Here is a 20,901-nt window from a genome sequence, read left to right as displayed (position 1 = left end):
GGATCACGAGTTTTTTTTGTAAGTTCTCTTTTAGTTGATAGCCAAAACTTATAAGTTCCTCAATATTATTTTGTGGCTATCTTAATCACTGTAGAGTAAAGGACTCTAGCTCCTGCACCCATATCCTCTACAGTCACGAATTCATCAGGGTGATGACTAAGACCATCTTTACAACGAACGAAAATCATTGCAACATTCGTTACATCCGCCATAGCCATTGCATCGTGACCAGCACCGCTTACAAGACTGATGGCACTGCCTTCCAGTTCGCTAATGGACTCCTCGATTACTTTAATCAATTGTTCATCACTGTATACAGGATCGGCTTCCATGACCTGTTCAAAATGAATTTGGAGTCCTCTAGCTTTTGCTACTCTTTCACTTTCAGTTAATATGGCATCAATGGCTTTTTTCTTACGATCCACATTTAAATCACGGATATCCAGCGTTCCTGTTACAAGGCCAGGTATTACATTACTAGCACCCGGGCTTACAGTAAGTTTACCGATGGTCGCCACTAATGGTTCATTTTGGATAGCGATGTTCTCAATGTAGGAAATGAGATCACTAGCTCCTAAAAGCGCATCTTGTCTAAGGGCAACAGGAACTGTTCCTGCATGTCCAGGTTTCCCGATAATTTCAAAATAGAATCTTGTAGCACCAGCAATCCCACGAACTATGCCGACAGGTTCATTCTCCTTCTCAAGCACAGGCCCCTGTTCGATATGAAGTTCCAAATAAGCGAGAAGTTCTTCTGGAGTACGACTAGCGTTTTTATAAGCATATGGGTCAGCAATACCAATTCCTTTTAATGCTTCAGCAATTGTTATTCCTTGTTCATCTGCTCTTTCTAAATCTTCAGCAGTAAAAGTTCCTGCAATTGCTTTACTACCAAGGAACGTTGAGTGAAACCTTACTCCTTCCTCATCACAAAAACCTACCACTTCGATTGGATTGTATAATATAATGCCATTATCCTTAAGAGTTTGAACAACTTCTATTCCAGTTATAACTCCTAAAATACCATCATATTTACCTGCTTCAATCACGCTATCTAAATGTGAACCAATCATTAAAACTGGAGCTGCAGGATTTTTCCCTTCATAACGTCCGATTATATTATTAAGAGCATCTTTTCTTACCGTCATCCCAGCTGCTTTCATCCACTCTTCAACTAGACTTTCTGCTTTTAAACTTTCCACTGTGAAAGGTAGTCTAGTGACACCAACAGATGTGGATGAACAAGCTGCAAGTTCTTCGGTTCTAGTGTTGATTCTTATAGCATCAACATCCTTCTGAAGTTTAACCAATCGATCACTTCCCTGCCAATTTAATCTCTAAGAAAAATTTTTGTTATTTAAATCCAGTTATTTAATGCAATGTCATATTAACACCTTATTTAGTCGTTGCTCAATAGGAATTCTGCATGATAAGCTAATTAAAAGTTAGATTAAACGATGACAAGCAAAAGCACTTGTCACCGTTTAATACATATCGTACATATATATAGGCTAACTAACTAAACGCCCTTTTTTCGAATGTAATAATGACCATGCATCAACGAGAGTACGTTTTGACTGTGCAATTACAATATCAGATGATTCTGTACCGACAGGTTTTACTTCAAAAGCGACTATATTCTTTATACCTTCACCGATGTAACCAATATCTAATAGAGATCGTAAATACTCCGCTAATTCAGGAACATCAACTTCACTTCCTGGATATCCGAAACGCGGATGCTGATCGCCGTAAGCAGGATCAGAAGTATCTTTAATATAGCAATTTCCGATATGGGCATGGTTAATATAATCACGAGCTACCGTTAATGCATCATGAGACGTTTCACGTTGCATTGGTAAATGACTTAAATCAAGCATTAAACCGAAAGTGGGATCTACCTTACGAACTTCTTTTGCAACTTCAACAGCAAGTTTATTCGAACCGATTAGACATTTCTTATCAGTCTCATCATCAAATGTTTCAAGTGAGAGTACTAAATCACCTTTAGATTTTGCATAATCGCATAATTCTTTGATAGAATTCGTTAGTAATTGTAAGGCAACATCTTGTTGAGTATCTGGTTTAGCCCCACTTAAGAAACCAAGTTTAGCAGCATTTACTTCGTAAGCCTGGTCAATTCCGCCTTTTACTAAATCGATAGCCCTCCTACGCTCAGCTTCATCAAAAGAGTTAAGGTTTCCTTTGTTTCTTAATAGAATCGGTTGTGCACCAAATCCTACATTCATTCCACCGGATTGTAAAATTTGAGCAGCCTCTTTACGTTCTTCAGGATTATTAATAGATGTAATTTCAATTCCAGAGAAAAAATCATCTTGTACAATTTTCTTAATTGTTTCAACAGCTGGGCCATCTCCACCCATTGTTTCCGGATAAGCCATAAAGTGAACAATTCCGACTTTCATAGAATTATGAAGATTTGCTGACATAGTTTCGCCGATTTTTCGGCTTCCCTCCTTTAATAAACCCATTATTTAAGTACAGTCAATATGTCTTTTGAAGCAATAGGTTATATCCCATTGCTTCAAAAAAATCACTTCCATAAAGTTGGTTATTATTTTGAATAATCAATTTTTTCAGAGTATTTGAAGCCGTTAAGTGCACCGTTATTAGAGAATTCACATGCGTTCTTAGGATCTGGATCAACTATAACTTCGATTAAATATGGTTTACCTGAGTCTACTGCACGTTGCAGAGCTGGTTTGATATCATCATAATGTGTAACAAGCTCACCACGAACACCCATACCTTCAGCCGTTTTAACAAAGTCGATTCCTCGCTCTTCATTATCACATAATTCATTTTTGTAAATTAAGTCCGTAGAAATTTGACGTTCATTATAGAACCAGTTTTGTTGTTGACGAATTAATCCCATTAATGAGTTATTCATACAGAAAATAATGACCGGAATATCATGCTTTGCAGCTGTAGCAATATCTTGTAATGACATCCCTAAGCTTCCATCACCAAGGATGTTTACACTTTGTCTTTCAGGAAATGCAAGTTTCGCTGCCATTGCTGCACCAAGGCCCCAACCCATTGTCCCCGCACCACCAGTTAATAAGTATGTTCTTGGTACATACGTTTCAAATAATTGAGAGGACCAGATTTGGCTGATACCGCAGTCATGTGATACGAAGGCATCGCGATCTAAGAATTCACGAAGCTCTCGCAATGCACGCTCTTGTCTGATTGGAAGTGTTGTGTAATCCGTTTTACGTGCCCATTTCTTACGCTCTTCAGTTAAGTTAACTCTAGTACCTACTTCGGCAGTTGCAGCTACATGAGCACCAAGTGCTTTATGGGCTTCTGCAAGTTTAACCATGAATGTTTTAACATCAGAAACGATACCTAAAATCGTTGGTACAACTTTACCAATTTCCTTATTATCAAGATTTACATGGATGATTTTCTTACCGTTTTGTGTGAATACCGACACATTACCAGTTGAACGATCAGCGAAACGTCCGGCAAGGTTGATGACTAAGTCAGCTTCAACAATTGTTTTGTTACCGAATGGAGTATCAAGCATCGTTCCCATACGTCCAGCGAATAAAGGGTGATCGTTAGGGAAAGTATCCATCCCCATGCCAGAAGTTACTACAGGGATTTGCAGTTCTTCAGCTAACGCTTTCAATTCATTGGTAGCGTTTGCAATGTTGACCCCTCCACCAGAAAGTAAGACCGGTCTTTTGGCATCTTTTAATAATTCCAATGTTTTCTCTATATCAGCGTCAGAAGCTTGTGGTAAGTTATCGACTGGAGTAGAACCGATAAGCACATCTAAGTCGACTTCTATTTCAACTTTTTGTTGATCAACTGGTAAATCAAGAAGAACTGGACCTTTTCTGCCAGTAGTAGCTGTTACCCATGCTTCATGGATAAATTCAGCAGCTTTCGAACCGTCAGTTAAACGGTACGCAGCTTTCGTTACAGGCTTTGCCATTTCAACGATAGGCGCTTCTTGGAATTGCATGGTTCCAATTAAACTATTTTTTTGTTGACCGGTAATGGCTATCATTGGAATGGAATCCATCCATGCACCGTAAAGGCCGGTTAAGAAGTTAGTTCCGCCAGGACCTGAAGTGGCAGCACATACGCCCACTTCACCAGTTGCTCTTGAATAACCATCAGCCATGAAAGCCCCCGTTTGCTCGTGACGAACTATATATGATTCAATTTTAGTTAATTCTTTAATTGCATCATAGAATGGTAAAATTGCAGCTCCCGGTACACCGTAAACATGTTTCACCCCTCTTTTTTCTAAATACAAGGCAATTAACTCAGCAGCTGTCATTTTTTGTTTAGCCATTTATATCTCTCCCTTTTGATCCTTTTTTATATTTTCAAAGATTTGAGCAATTGAATCTTTATCCCCAACGTTGCCTGGAAATACGATATAAGGTGTATCTTTGAACTTAGCTTCACTTCCGGTTAACCATACTGGAACACCGGCGATCGCTTGCCCTAAAATTTTTGCATATTTAATATCTAAGCCGTCAGTTGCCACATCACTCGAAGTTATACCGCCTTTTGCCATGATGAATTTCGGCTTTACTTTTAGTGAGCGAATAACTTTAACTAAACAACTTGAAACAGTTTGACTAATCTTCAAGTTTTCTTCCTTATCTTTCGCACTAATTAAATCTCTACTCGTATATACAAGCGTATCGCGATTAGAAGAAATATTTTGATCTACTAATTGACATACTCGTGTTAGCTCTTCAATTCTTGTTTCTTTATTTAGAACTTTCACAACATTCATTTCGATTTGTTCAATCGGGTATTTATTCATTAGTTCCTTAATTTGTTCCGTAGTTTTATTCGTGTGAGAACCTACTATAATAAATCCACCATTGTTTTGGCTTTCATCATTTGAAACAATCTCATTAGCTGATAAATATGGACGATCCTGAATTCCCGCAATCGATTTTACAATGGATGCTGCAGTTCTAAACAAGAATTGCTTGCCAGAATCAATTGCTTTAAGGACAGCTAATGATACGATGTCTAAATCATAGTAAGATATAGCATTTACTATAATAGGAGTATTATTGTTAGCAGATTGTAAAATCTCATAAACTCTATCAATGCCGCCATTGTGAATATCTTCCAGTGAAATGATCAATGCTGACTCTGAAGCTACGCTTCCATTTGTCTTTTCTTCAATCCATTTCGGCAAATTAGCGGTTTTGAAACCGAAAACGGAATCATTCGCAAATTCTGTTTCATTTACTGGGACAAGCTGGCCTTCCATACCTAAATAATGAATATTATCTATGGTGTAACGATGTGCTTCAAAAAAAGCCGGAATGATTAAATGACCTGAAATTTGTACATCAGCAGTTTTTAATAATTCATCTTGGAGCACATTAATTTCAAGTGGATAATGCCCTCTTAATGTTGAGTCACTTCTACTGATAATTGAATAATTGATTCCCATTTCCTGAGTAACGTCAACAATGTTTTGGACAATCTCCCTATTGATCTTTTCCGTCTTTTCTGCATTATAACTTCTTGTGTTTGTTAAAATATAAAGTACACTTCTCTCATCAGATAATCCTTTTTTAATCCAGTCTTTTCCCCAGTCCGTGATGACAAAAATATCATGTACCGTTTGGACACCGGTTGGATCATCATCTAAAACGATAAACTTATGTTTTGTTTGATTTAAATGTGCTTTGATTTCAGCACGAAGGCTGTCATCCGATTTAGAGAAGAGGTCTAAAGTATCCTTTAAACTTAGATATTGGGTTGCGTTTGACAAAAACCCTCCCCCTTTCATTATCTAAAAATGTGATTAGCTAGTTACTCTATGCCCTAATAATTCATTTGCAGTAGAAATAATACGGTGTGCTCTTAATTCAAATAAATCAAGTAATTCATCCATTTTTCCAGAAACCCCAAAACGGTCATTTGTACCGATTCTTCTTAATTTAGCTGGTTGGCTTTCCGACAATACTTCAGCAACAGCACTACCTAATCCACCTATAATTGAATGCTCTTCAACTGTGATGACATGTTTTGTTTTCGCAGCAGATGCAATAATGGCTTCTTTATCAATAGGTTTAATTGTATGGATGTGTAAAAGTTCGGCGCTTACGCCTTGCTTTTCCAATTCACCTGCCGCTTTTAGTGATTCATCAAGCATTATCCCAGTACTGATGATTGTAATATCAGATCCTTCACGGTATTTAATTGCTTTACCTATTTTGAATGGTTCTTCTTTTTTGGTAACGATCGGTACTGGTAATTTGCCAACTCGGAGGTAAATTGGTCCTTCATGGTAATAAGCAGCTTCTACTGCTTTTTCCATTTCCACCGCATCAGCTGGAACAATTACAGTCATACGTGGAAGTGATCGCATTAAAGAAATATCTTCAAGCGGTAAATGTGTTGCACCTTCTTGAGCAGCTGATGTACCAGCGTTATGACCGACAATTTTCACATTGTTATTTGAATAACAGACTGAAATTCTCATTTGATCAAATGCGCGCCCAGTAAGGAAGTTTGCATAAGCATTGGCAAATGGTACTTTACCCGCCACTGCCATACCGGCTGCGGTACCTACTAAATCACATTCAGAAATACCGATGTTGAAAAAGCGTTCTGGAAATCTATTTTTATATAGATTTGTCATATTCGATTTTGCGCAGTCCGCGTCAAGTACCACTAAATTGTCATGTTTTTCTCCAAGTCTAATTAGTGCATCAGCAAAACCTTTACGTGGTGCTTCTTGATTTGCCATCTTAAGCCAACTCCTTTAAAGCGATTTCTAATTGCTCATCATTCGGAGCCATTCCATGCCAATCATGGGTATCTTCCATAAATGAAACTCCCTTGCCTTTAACCGTATGAGCTAGAATTGCAGTAGGTCTGCCTTTAGTGCGTTTAGCTTCTTTATACGCTTCATTAACTGCATGAATATCATGACCATCAATTTCAACAACGTGCCAACCGAAAGCTCTAAATTTATCACCAAGATTTTTTACACCTTTTACATTTTCAACAAAATCATCAAGTTGAATTTTGTTCCAGTCAATAATCGCACAAACGTTATCAAGATTGTAATGTGCAGTTGTCATTGCCGCTTCCCAAACTTGACCTTCTTGTAATTCTCCATCACCTATCATGCAATATGATCTTCTATTGCTGCCATCCAGTTTTGCAATTAATCCAACGCCATTAGCTACCGATAATCCTTGACCAAGTGATCCTGAAGATATGTCTACACCTGGAATATGCTCTCCACATGGATGTCCATGTAACCTACCGTCAACATCCCTGAAGGTCATTAACTCTTCAACCGGGAAGAAACCTTTTTCAGCTAATACTGAATAAAATACAGGTGTACAATGCCCCTTAGATAAGAAGAAACAATCTCGGTCTTGCCAATCTGGGTTGTCGGGATCAACATTCATGTGTTCAAAAAATAGGACGGACATTAATTCAGTTGCCGATAAAGAACCACCGGGATGACCACTTCCTGCATGGTTCGTCATTTTAACTATGTGCCGACGAATTGTTTTCGTTAGATTATTATAAAATTCGCCTTTCTCTTTAGAAAAATCCACTATTTACTCCTCCTTTTAGTCGCATAATAAGCAACGCAGTTTCATTAAATGATTAAAAAAAAAAAATAAGTAATTTGTTGCTTATTAACTAACCTTGTTTCTTATTTTGATATTATCACCGTTTTTTGAATATTTCAAGTATTTTACCATTAAATTTTTTATAAAATTTTCGTAGGACAAAACACCAATGTTCCTATTCGAAGATAAACTTGATTCAATAAATTTCCACAAAAAAAGAATTGGTCTTATACCAATTCTTTTTCACATTAATTTAATTATCTGTATAACCAAGCCTCTTGGAAATCTTTTTACCAATATCCATTATAATTGGTTTAATTTCAGTTAATCTTTCTTCAGTCATTCGGATGCTTGGTCCTGATATACTAACAGCAGCGGTAATTTTCTTCCGATTATCAAAAATTGGCGCTGCAATACAGGTGATTCCTTGTTCATTTTCTTCAATTTCCATACCAATACCTTCGTTCCTTATTTTTCCCAATTCTTTAAAAAAGGATTCTTTATCGGTAATCGTTTGTTCAGTATGTTCTGGTAAACCATGCTTGTCAATTATATCTACGATCTCATTTAATGGCAGATGGGCCAAGATTACCTTCCCAACTGCCGTACAATGCATTGGGGCACGTCTCCCTACTTGTGAATGTGTTCTAAGGGTTTCACTTCCCTCAAGTTTTTCAATATAGATTACCTCTCCTTGATCATATACGGTCAAGTGGATCACTTCATTAATATGTGATTCTAACTCTTCCAGAAATGGTTTAGCTTGAGTTCTCAAGTCAATAGATTCAAGCAGCATCGAACTTAATTCTAAATATTTATAGCCTAATCTATATTTTTTAGTTTCAGGATTTTGTTCGATGAATCCATGATCTACAAGAGTACTTAATAATCTGAATATAGAGCTTTTATTTAAATCTAGGTTGGAGGCCAGCTCAGTAACCCCAATCCCTTCTTTACGCTTGCTCACTAATGAAATAATTGTTAATGCCCTATCTACTGACTTAACCATTTATATTAACCTCCGATTAAATCCTATATTACTGATCCTGTTTCTTTATTTTACCACAAGAGCAATACCTAGACATAATACCAGTCAAAAAATAAACCAAAAAAGAAGGTATGACGCCATTAAGGGCAACTAAAGTGCCCTTTTGGGTCAACCTTCTTTACATAACTTTATGCTTGTACGAAACTATTTTTTGCCGAAATGAACTTCCCAATTGGATGACTAACAATCCCTTTCTCAAAATCAAATACTAGTTGTCCTCTTACAAACGTTTTCGTCACTCGACAGTTAATCTGTCTTCCAACATAAGGGCTATGTTGATGACGGTAATACAAATCTTCTGGCTGAATGGTGTATGATTTATTTGGATCAAGAAGAATGATATCAGCGTCATAGGAAACTTTAATGCTTCCTTTATTTCTTAAGTTGAATATTTCTGCAGGTTTTGTCGCAATCATCTTTGAAAAATCACTTACAGAAACCCCACGTTTCTTAACAGCCTCGTCAAACATTAAATCAACATTATTTTGGCAACCACTAATCCCTCCCCACACTTCAAACATATTATTGGTGTTGCTCTGCTTCATTTCTGGAGGACATGGGGAATGGTCTGAGGCCAGGATATCAATTTTCCCTTCCTTAAGAGCTTCCCATAATTTATCTTGTTCTGTTTTAGTACGAAGCGGTGGGGCGCATTTCGCAACAGGTCCTATCCTTTCAAAGGTTTCCATATCCAACGTGAAATAGTGAGGACACGATTCTATCGTAACCTCTTGGCCTAGTTTACGTGCTTTAAGGATTTCTTCAACAGCCTCTTCACTGCTAATATGAACAAAATGTAATTTGCATCCAGTCTCTTTACCCAATAACAAAGCACGTTTTACAGCATCAACCTCAGTAAAAATAGGGCGGGACTCTAAATAATCTCTTGCTGTTGTCTTCCCTTGTTTTTTCTTTTCAATTGCCAGTTTATCAGTAAGCTCTGCATTCTCAGCATGTATAGATAAAATATGCCCCAATTCCGATAGTTTTTTCATACCTTGATATAGAGTAAAATCATCAACATTTTTAAAATCTCCAATTTCCTCACTGCCACATGTTGCCATAAAACATTTGAAGGCCACAACACCTTCGTTAGAAAGGTCCTCTAAATCTTGGAGATTATCAGGAACTAATCCACCATACAAAGCATAATCAACATACGCCTTATTTTCAGCAGATCTTAATTTTAAATGCAGTGAACTCTTTGTAGTCGTTGCCGGCAAAGCGTTTAATGGCATATCTACAAATGATGTTGTCCCTCCTGCAGCCAGTGCTTGAGTTCCTGTTTCAAACCCTTCCCACTCCGTTCTGCCTGGCTCGCAAATATGGACATGGGCATCTATCATCCCAGGCATGACATATTGATGAGCAGCATCTATGATTTCAGCAGATTCTCCGGCTATTTCTTTTGAAATTTCTGCAATTTTACCATGAAGTATACCGATATCTAGTTGTTCCACTGTATTTTCAATTACTACATTTCCGTTCTTTATAACTAAATCAAACTTCATTCTCCCAACCCCTTTTTGCAATTTTCAGTATATTGACATTGTTCAATTGCCTTGTTTATTTCATCCTCAGATTGCATCAATCCATTATAAATAGACAGAGAGAATAACCCCCGGAAACATAGAAATACAGGTTTACTTTTCAAAAATAGTACCCTTTTTGAATTTTGAATCTTTAAATGCAAATTTCATCAAAAGCAAATATGCACTGCCTCCCACAACAACGCCGATAATCCATGCCAGCTCCACTTTCAAACAGGCTGCACCGGCGCCGATTAGCAATACAAGCACCGCTGCTGGATTATACCCGGCAAATGGACCGTCTTCCTTATACAAATCTGCAACATTCACCTTTTGCTTCCTTAATATATAATATTCGACTAATAATATAGAAACAATCGGTCCTAAAAATGCGGAATATATAAGAATGAAGATTCCAAGACCCTTTGCCGAAGAATCCTGCACAAGAACCCAAGGGAATGAACAAAATGCAAGCAGTCCGGTTATGGTAACTGCAGGTTTATATTTCATTTTTGTAAGCAATGTAATAACATAGGTTGGCGGAATAATATTGGCAACCATGTTTACTGCCACCGCACCCAAAACAATGAATGCGGATACAAAGAGGGTAATATACGAGTTATCCACCACGACCGCAAACGCTTTCACAGGATTGTTGATGCCGGTTGCGGAAGCAAGCATTCCACCGATTGTAAGTGTCAAGCCGTATGCTGTTAAAATAGGAAGAAAGTACAAAAAACCGCGTTTTTTGTCGCTAATACCGGTTTTTAGCTCTCTTGAATAGTCCGCTGCACTTAAAAAGATAGCCGCATAATTCCCCATAAACATCATGATCAATGCAAAGAAAGGTAAGCCCCATGATCCTTCTGCATGAACCCATTTTTCTGCAATAACATCGCTATAGGAGGTAAGTAGAACGCCAAATACATAGAGAAGCGCAAGTACAATAACAATAGACGCAAGCGTTTCCACCCATTTAATGGCATGGAATCCATACAGCGAAAGCCCAATTTGCACCAACTGCAGCACGACAAAGCAAATGGCAACATTATCAAAGGCGCCGCCCGTCATAATCTTCGCAATTTCATTTAAGGCAGTACCGCCAATCCAACTTTGAAAACCGTACCAAACGATGGCGGGAATACCGCGCATCAGTGATGATATTACGGAACCTTTCAGGCCAAAGGACATTCTAAGCTGTACAACATATGGGATACCCGTTCTGTATCCGAGCCTATCATTTAAAGCAAAAACAGTTGAAATGATACCAATTGCCATGATAGCTGCGGCAAATGTCTGAAAGATGTTTAACGTAGCGATTCCCGCTACAATCATACTGGCTCCAAGCGTCATATTACCTAGATTAACACCGTCACCAACCCACATGAAAATATAGTCTACCGGACTTACCGTCCTACCTTCCTCGGTTTTCGGATTAAGTGATTCATCCACACCCGTATCATGTTGGATCTGCGTTTCTTGTGGAACGTAACTTTCTAAATTTGTAGACATGATACATCCAACCCCTTTTTTATTGTTTGCCGCATTTTAATGCATTGGTTAACAAGTTAGGTCTTAGATGTTTGCCAAGGCTATGATATGATACAAACTTCCTTCTAAGTGGTCTTTTCTGTTCATCATTCACAGGAATTAAAATGCGAATTTGTTTTGTTAAAAGTACTATTTACCATCGAACACCCGATGGCTCGTCGCACATTAAGCAACAGCGTTTCAGTTAAATTGCAAAAAAAACCACATGACAACACTTTAAATTTGAAAATGCTTTCGAAGGACTGTATCACCTCCTTAAAAACCTTACCGGTAAGCGCTTTCAATAACTGTATATCAAATTACAATTAAAGAAATATATCTGACAAGGAAGAAGAGATCTGTAATTCCTCATTAAAATGCAGATTCGACTCAATTTCACTAAGATGAATGAGAGATAAGCGTTCTGCAAGATCATCATCCCTTTGCTTAATGGCATTAAAAATTTGCAAATGATCGTGAGAACCACATGTTTCCATTTTACCTCTTCCATAGATTGCTATAATCACATAAGTTAGGGAAATTATGTCTTCCAGATATTGATAAAAATACGAATTCCCTGCGATTTCAGCTATTTTCAAATGAAAATCCCCAGATATTTTTAAAGATTCATAAAAATCCAGACTACCATAAATATGTCGTTCTTCTTCTACCAGAGTCTCTAGTTCTTTTAATTGTTGCTCGTTATAGAGGCTGCATGCTCTTCGCACTGCTTCCCCTTCTAAGATTCTCCTCATTTCAAATACTTCTTTTGCTTCTTCAATTGTTGAACAGGAGACAAAGGTACCTTTATGCTCTTTAATTTTCACTAATTTTTCATATTCCAATCTGCGCAGAACATTTCGAACAGGGGTACGGCTTACGCCAAACGATTCAGCAAGATCCTTTTCTATGAGTTGCATATTTGGCCGAAGCTTTTGCTGGATAATAGCTTGCTTGATTTTTTTATAGATATCTATTTCTAAACTATTCAACACTTTATACCTCCCCTCAATGAAGAATTCAAAATTGAATGCAGTATTGTATACAATACTGGGTAAAAAAATTTGAACTGGATGATTGTACTAAATTTTATAATCCTGATCATTTAAATTAAGTTGTTTAAAATGCTTCAATCTGTCTGTTTTCAAAGAACATTGCCAAAAATCAAAAGATCTAGTCACTCTTCCTGCCCCTCAATAAGCAACACCGTTTCAATCAGTGAGTAAAATATAACATTTTATTCTATATTTCACTTTTTTATACTATCACCACTAATTTAGTTTTTCAACAAAAAAATGTAAAATTCAGAATATTCCCATCTCCTTATTAACATAAAATAATTACTATTATAGCAGGATGCAATTTTTTAACTTAAACCTATTCCTTTAAGGTAATAACAACTTTTGCACCTCACCACCCCATTATTACATATAGGAGAAGAGGCTGACCTTGTGTATGTGTAAGGCAGCCTTTCTACTGAGAAAAAAAGATTTTAATGCAGTAACATTTTACTTCTTAGGATTAATGAAAAAACAATATGCGTTCTTTAAATCATGAGTATATTGTTTACTTATATCACTTTTTAACTTTTATAAATGACTTAATTGCTTGTATAGCTGCTTCATAGTTCGGATGTTCCGTAATTTCCGGAACGTATTCAACATACTGTACGACATCATTTTCATCTACAACGAATACTGCACGGCATTCTAAACGATGTTCCTTTATATATGTGCCATAAGCTGTTCCAAATGACATCTTAAAATGATCTGAAAGGGTTTGGGCTTGTTCTATTCCTGCTGCTCCACACCATCTTTTTTGTGCAAATGGAAGATCTACACTAATTGTTAACACTTCTACATCATTTCCTAGATTGCTAGCTAATTGGTTAAATTGCCGTGTTTGTGCGTCACATACTCCTGTATCAAGAGAGGGAACACATGAGATAAGGCGGACTTTCCCTTTTGAATCTTCAAGTGTAACTTTTGAGAGATCGTTTGCTAACACTTCAAAATTTGGCGCTTTATCCCCAACACGAATTTCACTCCCAATCAACGTAACTGGATTTCCAGCAAATGTTACTATTCTTGATCTTTCTATAGACATATTATTTTTCCTCCTATTACCTTAGCAATTCTTCTAAAAAAAGTTATCTTCAACGATAAGCAGTATAGCCATAAATTATGTGGTTAAAGGGTTTATCCATGTGTATAAAATATGGGGTACTGTTCAAAGGTTGGTATCATATTACTTCTTAAACATAGTAAGAAGCACTATCACTACTTATTAAAAAGTTTTCAATTTTTTCTTTTACTACGTTCTGAACTGCGTTTTGGACTAAAGTCACTGTTTCAGTCGGTAGTTCCGACCACTCTTTTTCTGTAACATGATTTTCTCGATCAAGAGTTTTTATCATCATATGTTCTAAATCTGTTGCAATATTCACTTTACTGATTCCACCATTAGGAATTTGAATTGCATTCTTTATCATCTCTGAAGGAGTGCCTGAACCGCCATGTAACACTAAAGGTACAGATGTTAAAGTACGAATCTCCATTAAGCGTTCAATATCAATTTTTGGATCTTTAACGAGATAAACCCCATGTGAAGTTCCGACAGAAACCGCTAATGCATCAATACAGGTCTCTTCAACAAACTGTTTTGCTTCACCAGGCTCTGTAAATAACTCTTCATCAACGTCGGTTTCAATAAAGTCGGTTGTCCCTATCTTGCCTAATTCAGCTTCTACAGTTACGCCTTTTGAATGTGCATACTCAACAACCTTTTTTGTTATCTCAATATTTTTCTTAAATGGTTGCTCCGATGCATCAATCATAACGGATGTAAAACCAACTTCGATGGCTTCAGCAATTACATTGAAATCCTTCGTATGATCTAAATGTAACACAGCAGGGATCGTAATATTCTCCTCTTGGATCACACGATAAAACTCTCGGCTAAATTCCGCTAAATTAATTCCATATCGTTCCTGCTCCCTCTCAGAAGTTTGAACAATAACCGCAGATTTCTTTTCTTGGGCAGCTCTAAGTATAGGAGCTATCATCTTTGTAGCTCTTGGGGTAAACGAACCGACAGCAAATTGATTTTGCGTAGCTACTGCAAGTACCTTTGTTAATGACCTAACATTGTTTGGTTTTAAATTTACTTTCATTCATTCAAACTCCCTTAAAGATGATTTAACTTATTTCGTTCATTCACGCCCTTACGTTACCTAATAAGCAACGGTGTTCCATTTTAATTTTAAATACTTTTCTGAAAATCCCAACATTCTTCCCCTCTTTCTTACCCACTATCTGAAAAAAAGCGTCTGTATTTCAATGTACGAGGATTCGGCATCTGACAGCCTCTTATCAACAAGGGTTTTCTAAATATAATCCTATTACCATGTAAAAAAACATTCTCAACAAAGATAAATGAATCCATTTACTTACTGATAAATTGGCAATTCAAATTAAGCCTCTATCATTTTCTCTGCATTCACCGAATCTTCTTTTTCGGTATCATTGCCAATCGTTAGGGCGATGATTGCTGCTATAATGATGGCTGCAATCATTAATATGAAAGATGAATTGTAAGAACCACCGCTGCTTTCAATCATATATCCCATTAAAAACGGGGCGATAAATCCTGCAATTGATCCGAAACAGTTAACAGTAGATGAGCCTGCAGCCATTATTTTCGCAGGCAGTGTGTCAACTACCAGACCCCAGAATGCTCCTTGAGCCAAGAACATGAAGAAGGCTGCAACACATTGATACGTAATGACCATTGCAGTGGAAGAAGCTTGAAGCATTAATAATAATGCCAACCCACCAATTACAGCATTAGGGATGAACACCCATTTTCTCTTTCCTTTTACTTTATCTGACAAGTACCCACCAAGAACAATGGAGACTGTACCTACTAAATACGGTAAGGCACTGAAAATGCCAGTATCCATTAAAGAAAGCCCTCTAACATTTATCAGATAAGATGGGAGCCAAGAAGTGAAGCCCCAGAAAGTAATATCAAAGAAGAACCAAATAAGCGCCATTTGCCATAAAATTGGTTTTCTTAAAAGTTCCTTAAAGGAAACTCCTGATTTCTTTTCTTCTTTCGATTTTTCAGTATCAATGTCTTCCTCTAATTCTGCAAGCTCTTCTTTCGTCATTTTAGGATGATCTTTCGGATTATCCTTGAATTTAAACCAGATATACAGGCCGAGTATAATGCCCGGAATACCCATTACGATAAACACTGTACGCCATCCAAATGCCCCAATAATTGCTGCAGCAGCAATAACAGCAATAGCCGGTCCCAACGTATTAACTGTTGACTGAATTCCTGTAGCTGTCCCGCGTTGCTTACTGGGAAAATAATTAGCTATCCCTTTGTAAGCAGCACCTGGTAAACATGCCTCACCTAAACCGAATACAAATCGAATGAGTAACATAAGTGGATAAGAAAAAATCAAACCAGTCAATGATGTGAAAATTGACCACCAAACAATCGCAATGCTCATCACACGACGAAAGCCAAATTTATCTGATAACATCCCGCCCGGAATTTGGAACAGCGCATACCCTGCAAAGAAAATACTTAACAGTAAACCTTGAGCTGTAGCCGTTAAATTAAGATCTTCACCAATATAAGGCAATGCAATAGTGATAACCATTCGATCCAGGAAAGAAAACAGCCAACATAACCATAATACGAATAAGACAGTATAACGAACTTTCCATTTAGATTTCTTTTTCAGCTGAAGTTGTTTGTTCATTAAACAAAAACCTCCTCATGTAAAGTTGTGCCTTTTCTAAACTAGGTACGATGTTACAGTCTAAAACACGGGACATCACCAACTGACAAGGTTTATATAAGCGCTTACATTTCTTCCATACCAAAAAATAAATCATTAGCATATTTTTACATCGCATAACTTTTATTGCTGTAAACTAATTTTATTACATATTATTTCCCGTCCAATGAAGCACTTCAAATCAACTTACTCACCCCCTTATAAATAGATTTGAAGAATATTAAAACTGAAGATGTTTAATCGGCACTCATAGTTTCTCAATAAGCAACACTGTTTCTTACTATAACCAAAAAAATTTGTATAAAAAGAATGATTAGTTATGTCGAAACGTATAACAATCATTGCACTGATTCATGATGTTTTAAGGTAATATGTAAGAAGGCGTCGTTTAATGTTTCAAATTCCCGTAGACTGTATTCCCTACATAAATCCTTTAATCCTTCATTATTGGTTTTTCGTTGTTTATTAGGGAACAGAGTTTCACCATAATTCCAATAACATCTTATTTATAATATTCTTACCTGAAATGAATTCTAACATGCGTATGAACTCATTTCAAGAAAATTCTGAATTTTGTATTTTCACCCACTCTTTTACTAATAATGTAAAAGTGATTGATATTTTATTGTTTTGGTTTTATAAGAGCAGATGCAGTTTATAAAACACCAGCAATTACAAGCTGCCTATTTAACAAAGAAACCATAATGGCTTTATCCTATACACGTCCTCGAACAAAAGAAGGTTCTTTCGCAAACATGACCATGAATACGATGAACATATTGATAGTAACCTTTCTCTTCGGGCGAGCTATTAAAGTGCTCAACAACAAATAAAGAGGGCCATCGCGAGTATAAATCGCCAAAACATATCTGTGCAACTGCCGAGTTATCCTATTAATTAAAAATAAGCTCTTAAAACACATGACAAAACCCCACCTGTTCCATAGCAACTGGTGGGGTTTCTAACTGGCTTCTACATCTACATCAACCGGGAGGTCCATCTTTGCAATCACGTCCTTTCGTTTAAACGGCTAATTTACTGTATTCATCCAACTGATCTTTAGTTAAATTTTTGATGAAATGGTCAATGTTTATTGACTCGATTTCATACCTTTCACAAATCTTTAAATAACTTTCATAAGCTTTATCATAAATGTTCATCATCTAGATTCCTCCTTCTGTTATATAACAATAAATTTAACTTATTAATAATATATAACAACCTTAATTTCCCGTCAATGCATTTTTCTGAAAATTCGGTAAGAATTTCATTCTCTTAGTATTTCCCATATTGTTCTTAGCTAACCGTCTCACTTAACAAAAAAAAGAGTACGCTAAGTGTTAAATACCTCATCTTTTTAAATACTGCTTTTTTTCTCCAAAAGAAAAGAAGCTGCTGATCAGCTTCCGGTAATGAACTTCATTATGGATTTACCTAAACACTAAAAGTTGTAGACGTTTCAACTTTTTGATAAACAAGATTAACTTGAGAAAATATTAAGAGTGTGTAAATTAATTGTTGGAATTAGAAACTAAATATGTCTAAATAGTATACTTCATTATAATAATCGATTTTGGTCTTTGGATGTTCGAAGAACTAAAATGCCATGGATAAACCGTCAATTCAGGTACTTTATACACAATGGAATCTGATGGACTTTTAATAAATGAGGAACGAAACGTCGATGGGAAAATAAGAAAATTATTTATTCGACCACTGAAAAAGGAAATATTTATGGAAGCCGGAAAGAAAGCTTATGAACTTAAATAATAGGAGGACTATTTTAGTGGATCAAAACAAAACAAACAGAAGTTTTAAGTCACTGATTGAAATACTATTAGTTTCAACAAGGCTTGGTTTAACATCGTTTGGTGGGCCAATAGCACATTTAAGTTACTTTTATGATGAGTATGTTAGACGAAGAAAATGGATGGATGAAAAAAGCTATGCTGATTTAGTTGCTTTGTGTCAATTCTTGCCTGGTCCAGCTAGCAGTCAGGTTGGAATTGGAGTCGGAGTTATGCGGGGAGGTTTCTTCGGTGGAATTTTAGCTTTCCTTGGTTTTACACTGCCTTCGGTGATAGCGTTAGTAATATTAGCATCATTTTTCAAAGGAATGGATGTTTCAAATGCAGGCTGGATCCACGGATTAAAAATAGTAGCAGTAGCAGTAGTTGCACACGCCATTTTGGGGATGTCAAAAAATTTAACTCCAGATATAAAGAGAAAGACAATTGCATTAATAGCCTTGGTTGGGACCTTGATTTGGCAGACTGCCTATGTGCAAGTTGGTATTATTATACTGGCCGCATTTATTGGTTTTCTAATTTATAAACAACACGACGAAAGTTATGAATCTACCGTTCATTTTCCGATTTCGCGTGGTATCGGTTTTGTTAGTTTAGTTTTATTTTTCGGATTACTGTTTCTACTTCCAATTTTACGAGAGGTTACTTCATCAAATTGGATTGCTCTGTTTGACAGCTTTTATCGGTCTGGTTCTTTAGTGTTTGGTGGTGGACATGTAGTCTTGCCATTGCTTGAACGTGAATTTGTCCCTACTGGATGGCTAGAGAAAGAGGCATTTCTTGCCGGGTATGGTGCAACACAAGCTGTACCGGGTCCGTTATTTACGTTTGCAGCGTACATAGGTGCCGTGATAAATGGATGGCAAGGTGGCTTATTAGCAACAATTGCTATTTTCTTACCTGCATTTCTTCTTATACTAGGGACATTGCCATTTTGGGACACATTACGCCGTAATCCTAAAGTTAAAGGGGCATTAATGGGAGTTAATGCAGCAGTTGTAGGCATCTTGATTGCGGCTTTTTATAATCCCATTTGGACCAGCTCCATCTCAGCTCCTATAGACTTTGCTTTTGCTGCCATCTTATTTAGTATGCTTGTGTACTGGAAATTGCCTGCTTGGTTTATAGTGATAATCGGTGCTACTGGAGGCTCACTTATGACGCTAATTTGAATCGAGGTAGTTTATCCATTTACCGTTTCACCCTTTATTGACACATTTTTATCTCATTCATTCTATTTTATTTTAAATTTTGAAAAAGCTGCTTGTAAAAACAAAAACGCTATACCTTTAAAGGCATAACTCACAGTTGGCAAAAAAGAAATAACAGGTAGTCCCACCTGCTATTTCTTTTAAATATATTCCGCTATAATCGACTGAACTCCATTATTTCCATTGCATAATTTGTTACGCAGTTAGCAGAAACGGTTATTATTTTACTAATGTATTCGCCTGAACATAAACAACGTGTCCACCAACAATCGTTCGTTTAAATTTCAGGCGAAGTATACCAAATTTCGAGAAGAAGGATTGCACAGCCTTAATTACGATGTGGTAAGCGTAAAATAAGACAGCAATCCCTACTTTTTAAAAACAGAATTAGCTTGATGGGTACGGACCTCCCAAGAGAAAACACATGCATTACTTTTTAATGACTATCTAAACAGCGCTTTGTTTGTTCCCTTTTTTGAAGGGGATCGGGTCGGTAGTATTTCTTTTTGTAATATAGGGCCGTATGTATCGACACGACGGTCTCTAAAGAATTGCAGAATTTTTCTAGTCTCTTCTATTTCTTTTAAATCAATTTCTTGGACAATAATTCCTTCTTCCTCATCAAGTGAAGCTAAAATATTCCCGAATGTATCGCTAATGAATGAACCGCCGTAAAAATTCATGTCCTTTTCCTGGCCCACTCGATTTGTCGCAGCAACAAATACACCATTAGAAATGCCATGAGCGGAAATTGCCTTTTCCCAGGATGATCTTGTTGATATCTCGGGATGATCTGGCTCTGAACCAATTGCAGAAGGATAGAATAATATTTCTGCACCTTGTAAGCTCAAAATTCGGGCAACTTCTGGATACCACTCATCCCAGCAAATCCCAACTCCTATTTTTCCATAAGCCGTTTCATAGACAGGATATCCAGTATTGCCTGGAACGAAATAATATTTTTCATGATACTGGGGACCATCCGGAATATGATTTTTTCTTGTAATCCCTAAACATTCCCCATCAGCATCAAATACAGCTGCACTATTAAAATAAATACCAGCACCTGCTCTTTCGTAAAAAGGGACAATCAAGACAATGGCCAATTCCTTAGCTAATTCACCCATTGCGGCCAATGTACCACTATCTACATCTTCTGCTAAATCATAATTTTTCACGCTAACCGTTTGCGGAAAATATTGCGAAGAAAATAATTCCTGTAAGCAAACGATTTGTGCACCTTTATTTACTGTTTCTTTTATTTTCTCTATCGTTTTTTGAATATTTTCAGCAATGAATTCTCCGCAATGAATTTGAATTAGCCCAACTTTCACTTTTGACATTTT

Annotated in this window: 16 protein-coding genes; 1 reads left to right on the top strand and 15 read right to left on the bottom strand. The window is 36.8% G+C overall.

The features are described 5' to 3' along the window. Window positions 1-65 precede the first annotated feature (65 nt). The 14 genes from MHB45_RS02755 to MHB45_RS02690 all read right to left on the bottom strand — a co-directional run bounded on the left by MHB45_RS02755 (window position 66) and on the right by MHB45_RS02690 (window position 17,699). Complete coding sequence (locus tag MHB45_RS02755) at window positions 66-1,310, bottom strand: allantoate amidohydrolase (RefSeq protein WP_072272512.1); 1,245 nt, start codon at window positions 1,308-1,310, stop codon at window positions 66-68. 201 nt (window positions 1,311-1,511) lie between these two features. After that, complete coding sequence (locus MHB45_RS02750) at window positions 1,512-2,492, bottom strand: sugar phosphate isomerase/epimerase family protein (protein ID WP_235443540.1); 981 nt, start codon at window positions 2,490-2,492, stop codon at window positions 1,512-1,514. A gap of 83 nt (window positions 2,493-2,575) precedes the next feature. Then, entirely contained in the window at window positions 2,576-4,333 is a 1,758-nt protein-coding gene (locus MHB45_RS02745; protein WP_048689601.1) for a thiamine pyrophosphate-binding protein, read from the bottom strand. After that, the gene (locus MHB45_RS02740; RefSeq protein ID WP_048689604.1) at window positions 4,334-5,788 is read right to left on the bottom strand and encodes a four-carbon acid sugar kinase family protein; all 1,455 of its coding nucleotides are present in this window, start codon (window positions 5,786-5,788) and stop codon (window positions 4,334-4,336) included. It abuts the gene before it with no gap. Window positions 5,789-5,821: 33 nt separating this feature from the next. Continuing rightward, window positions 5,822-6,769: a transketolase family protein gene (locus MHB45_RS02735; RefSeq protein ID WP_048689607.1), complete on the bottom strand. Its 948-nt coding sequence runs from the start codon at window positions 6,767-6,769 to the stop codon at window positions 5,822-5,824. A 1-nt stretch (window position 6,770) separates the two neighbouring features. Then, entirely contained in the window at window positions 6,771-7,595 is an 825-nt protein-coding gene (locus tag MHB45_RS02730) for a transketolase (protein ID WP_034314956.1), read from the bottom strand. Window positions 7,596-7,866: 271 nt separating this feature from the next. Continuing rightward, window positions 7,867-8,622 (bottom strand): IclR family transcriptional regulator, encoded by a 756-nt coding sequence (locus tag MHB45_RS02725; protein ID WP_072272511.1) that lies wholly within the window; start codon window positions 8,620-8,622, stop codon window positions 7,867-7,869. Window positions 8,623-8,789: 167 nt separating this feature from the next. Then, window positions 8,790-10,172, bottom strand: coding sequence for an allantoinase AllB (gene allB / locus MHB45_RS02720; RefSeq protein WP_048689614.1), 1,383 nt, complete (start codon window positions 10,170-10,172; stop codon window positions 8,790-8,792). A 132-nt stretch (window positions 10,173-10,304) separates the two neighbouring features. Beyond that, window positions 10,305-11,702, bottom strand: a complete 1,398-nt coding sequence (locus MHB45_RS02715) for an NCS1 family transporter (protein ID WP_340907321.1) — start codon at window positions 11,700-11,702, stop codon at window positions 10,305-10,307. Between the two features lie 344 nt (window positions 11,703-12,046). Further along, window positions 12,047-12,712, bottom strand: a complete 666-nt coding sequence (locus MHB45_RS02710; protein ID WP_340907320.1) for a GntR family transcriptional regulator — start codon at window positions 12,710-12,712, stop codon at window positions 12,047-12,049. Between the two features lie 583 nt (window positions 12,713-13,295). Beyond that, window positions 13,296-13,826 (bottom strand): thiol peroxidase, encoded by a 531-nt coding sequence (gene tpx, locus MHB45_RS02705; protein ID WP_048689622.1) that lies wholly within the window; start codon window positions 13,824-13,826, stop codon window positions 13,296-13,298. A 148-nt stretch (window positions 13,827-13,974) separates the two neighbouring features. Continuing rightward, window positions 13,975-14,892 (bottom strand): class II fructose-bisphosphate aldolase, encoded by a 918-nt coding sequence (locus MHB45_RS02700; protein WP_340907319.1) that lies wholly within the window; start codon window positions 14,890-14,892, stop codon window positions 13,975-13,977. Between the two features lie 300 nt (window positions 14,893-15,192). Continuing rightward, window positions 15,193-16,497, bottom strand: a complete 1,305-nt coding sequence (locus tag MHB45_RS02695) for an MFS transporter (protein ID WP_072272508.1) — start codon at window positions 16,495-16,497, stop codon at window positions 15,193-15,195. A 1,061-nt stretch (window positions 16,498-17,558) separates the two neighbouring features. Then, window positions 17,559-17,699, bottom strand: a complete 141-nt coding sequence (locus tag MHB45_RS02690; RefSeq protein WP_153246179.1) for a hypothetical protein — start codon at window positions 17,697-17,699, stop codon at window positions 17,559-17,561. Between the two features lie 593 nt (window positions 17,700-18,292). On the opposite strand from MHB45_RS02690, the gene MHB45_RS02685 reads away from it, so the two are divergent. Beyond that, on the top strand, window positions 18,293-19,516 hold the full coding sequence (locus MHB45_RS02685; protein WP_340907318.1) for a chromate transporter: 1,224 nt from the start codon (window positions 18,293-18,295) through the stop codon (window positions 19,514-19,516). Between the two features lie 482 nt (window positions 19,517-19,998). On the opposite strand, the gene MHB45_RS02680 is transcribed toward MHB45_RS02685, so the two are convergent. Further along, window positions 19,999-20,898, bottom strand: a complete 900-nt coding sequence (locus MHB45_RS02680; protein WP_253349103.1) for a carbon-nitrogen hydrolase — start codon at window positions 20,896-20,898, stop codon at window positions 19,999-20,001. Window positions 20,899-20,901: the final 3 nt, after the last annotated feature.

This window comes from Peribacillus sp. FSL K6-5616 (assembly GCF_038008245.1).
In the GTDB taxonomy this organism is placed as follows: Bacteria; Bacillota; Bacilli; order Bacillales; family DSM-1321; genus Peribacillus; species Peribacillus frigoritolerans.
The sequence above is the reverse complement of the archived record's forward strand: the minus strand, read 5'-3'. Positions and strand labels throughout refer to the sequence as shown.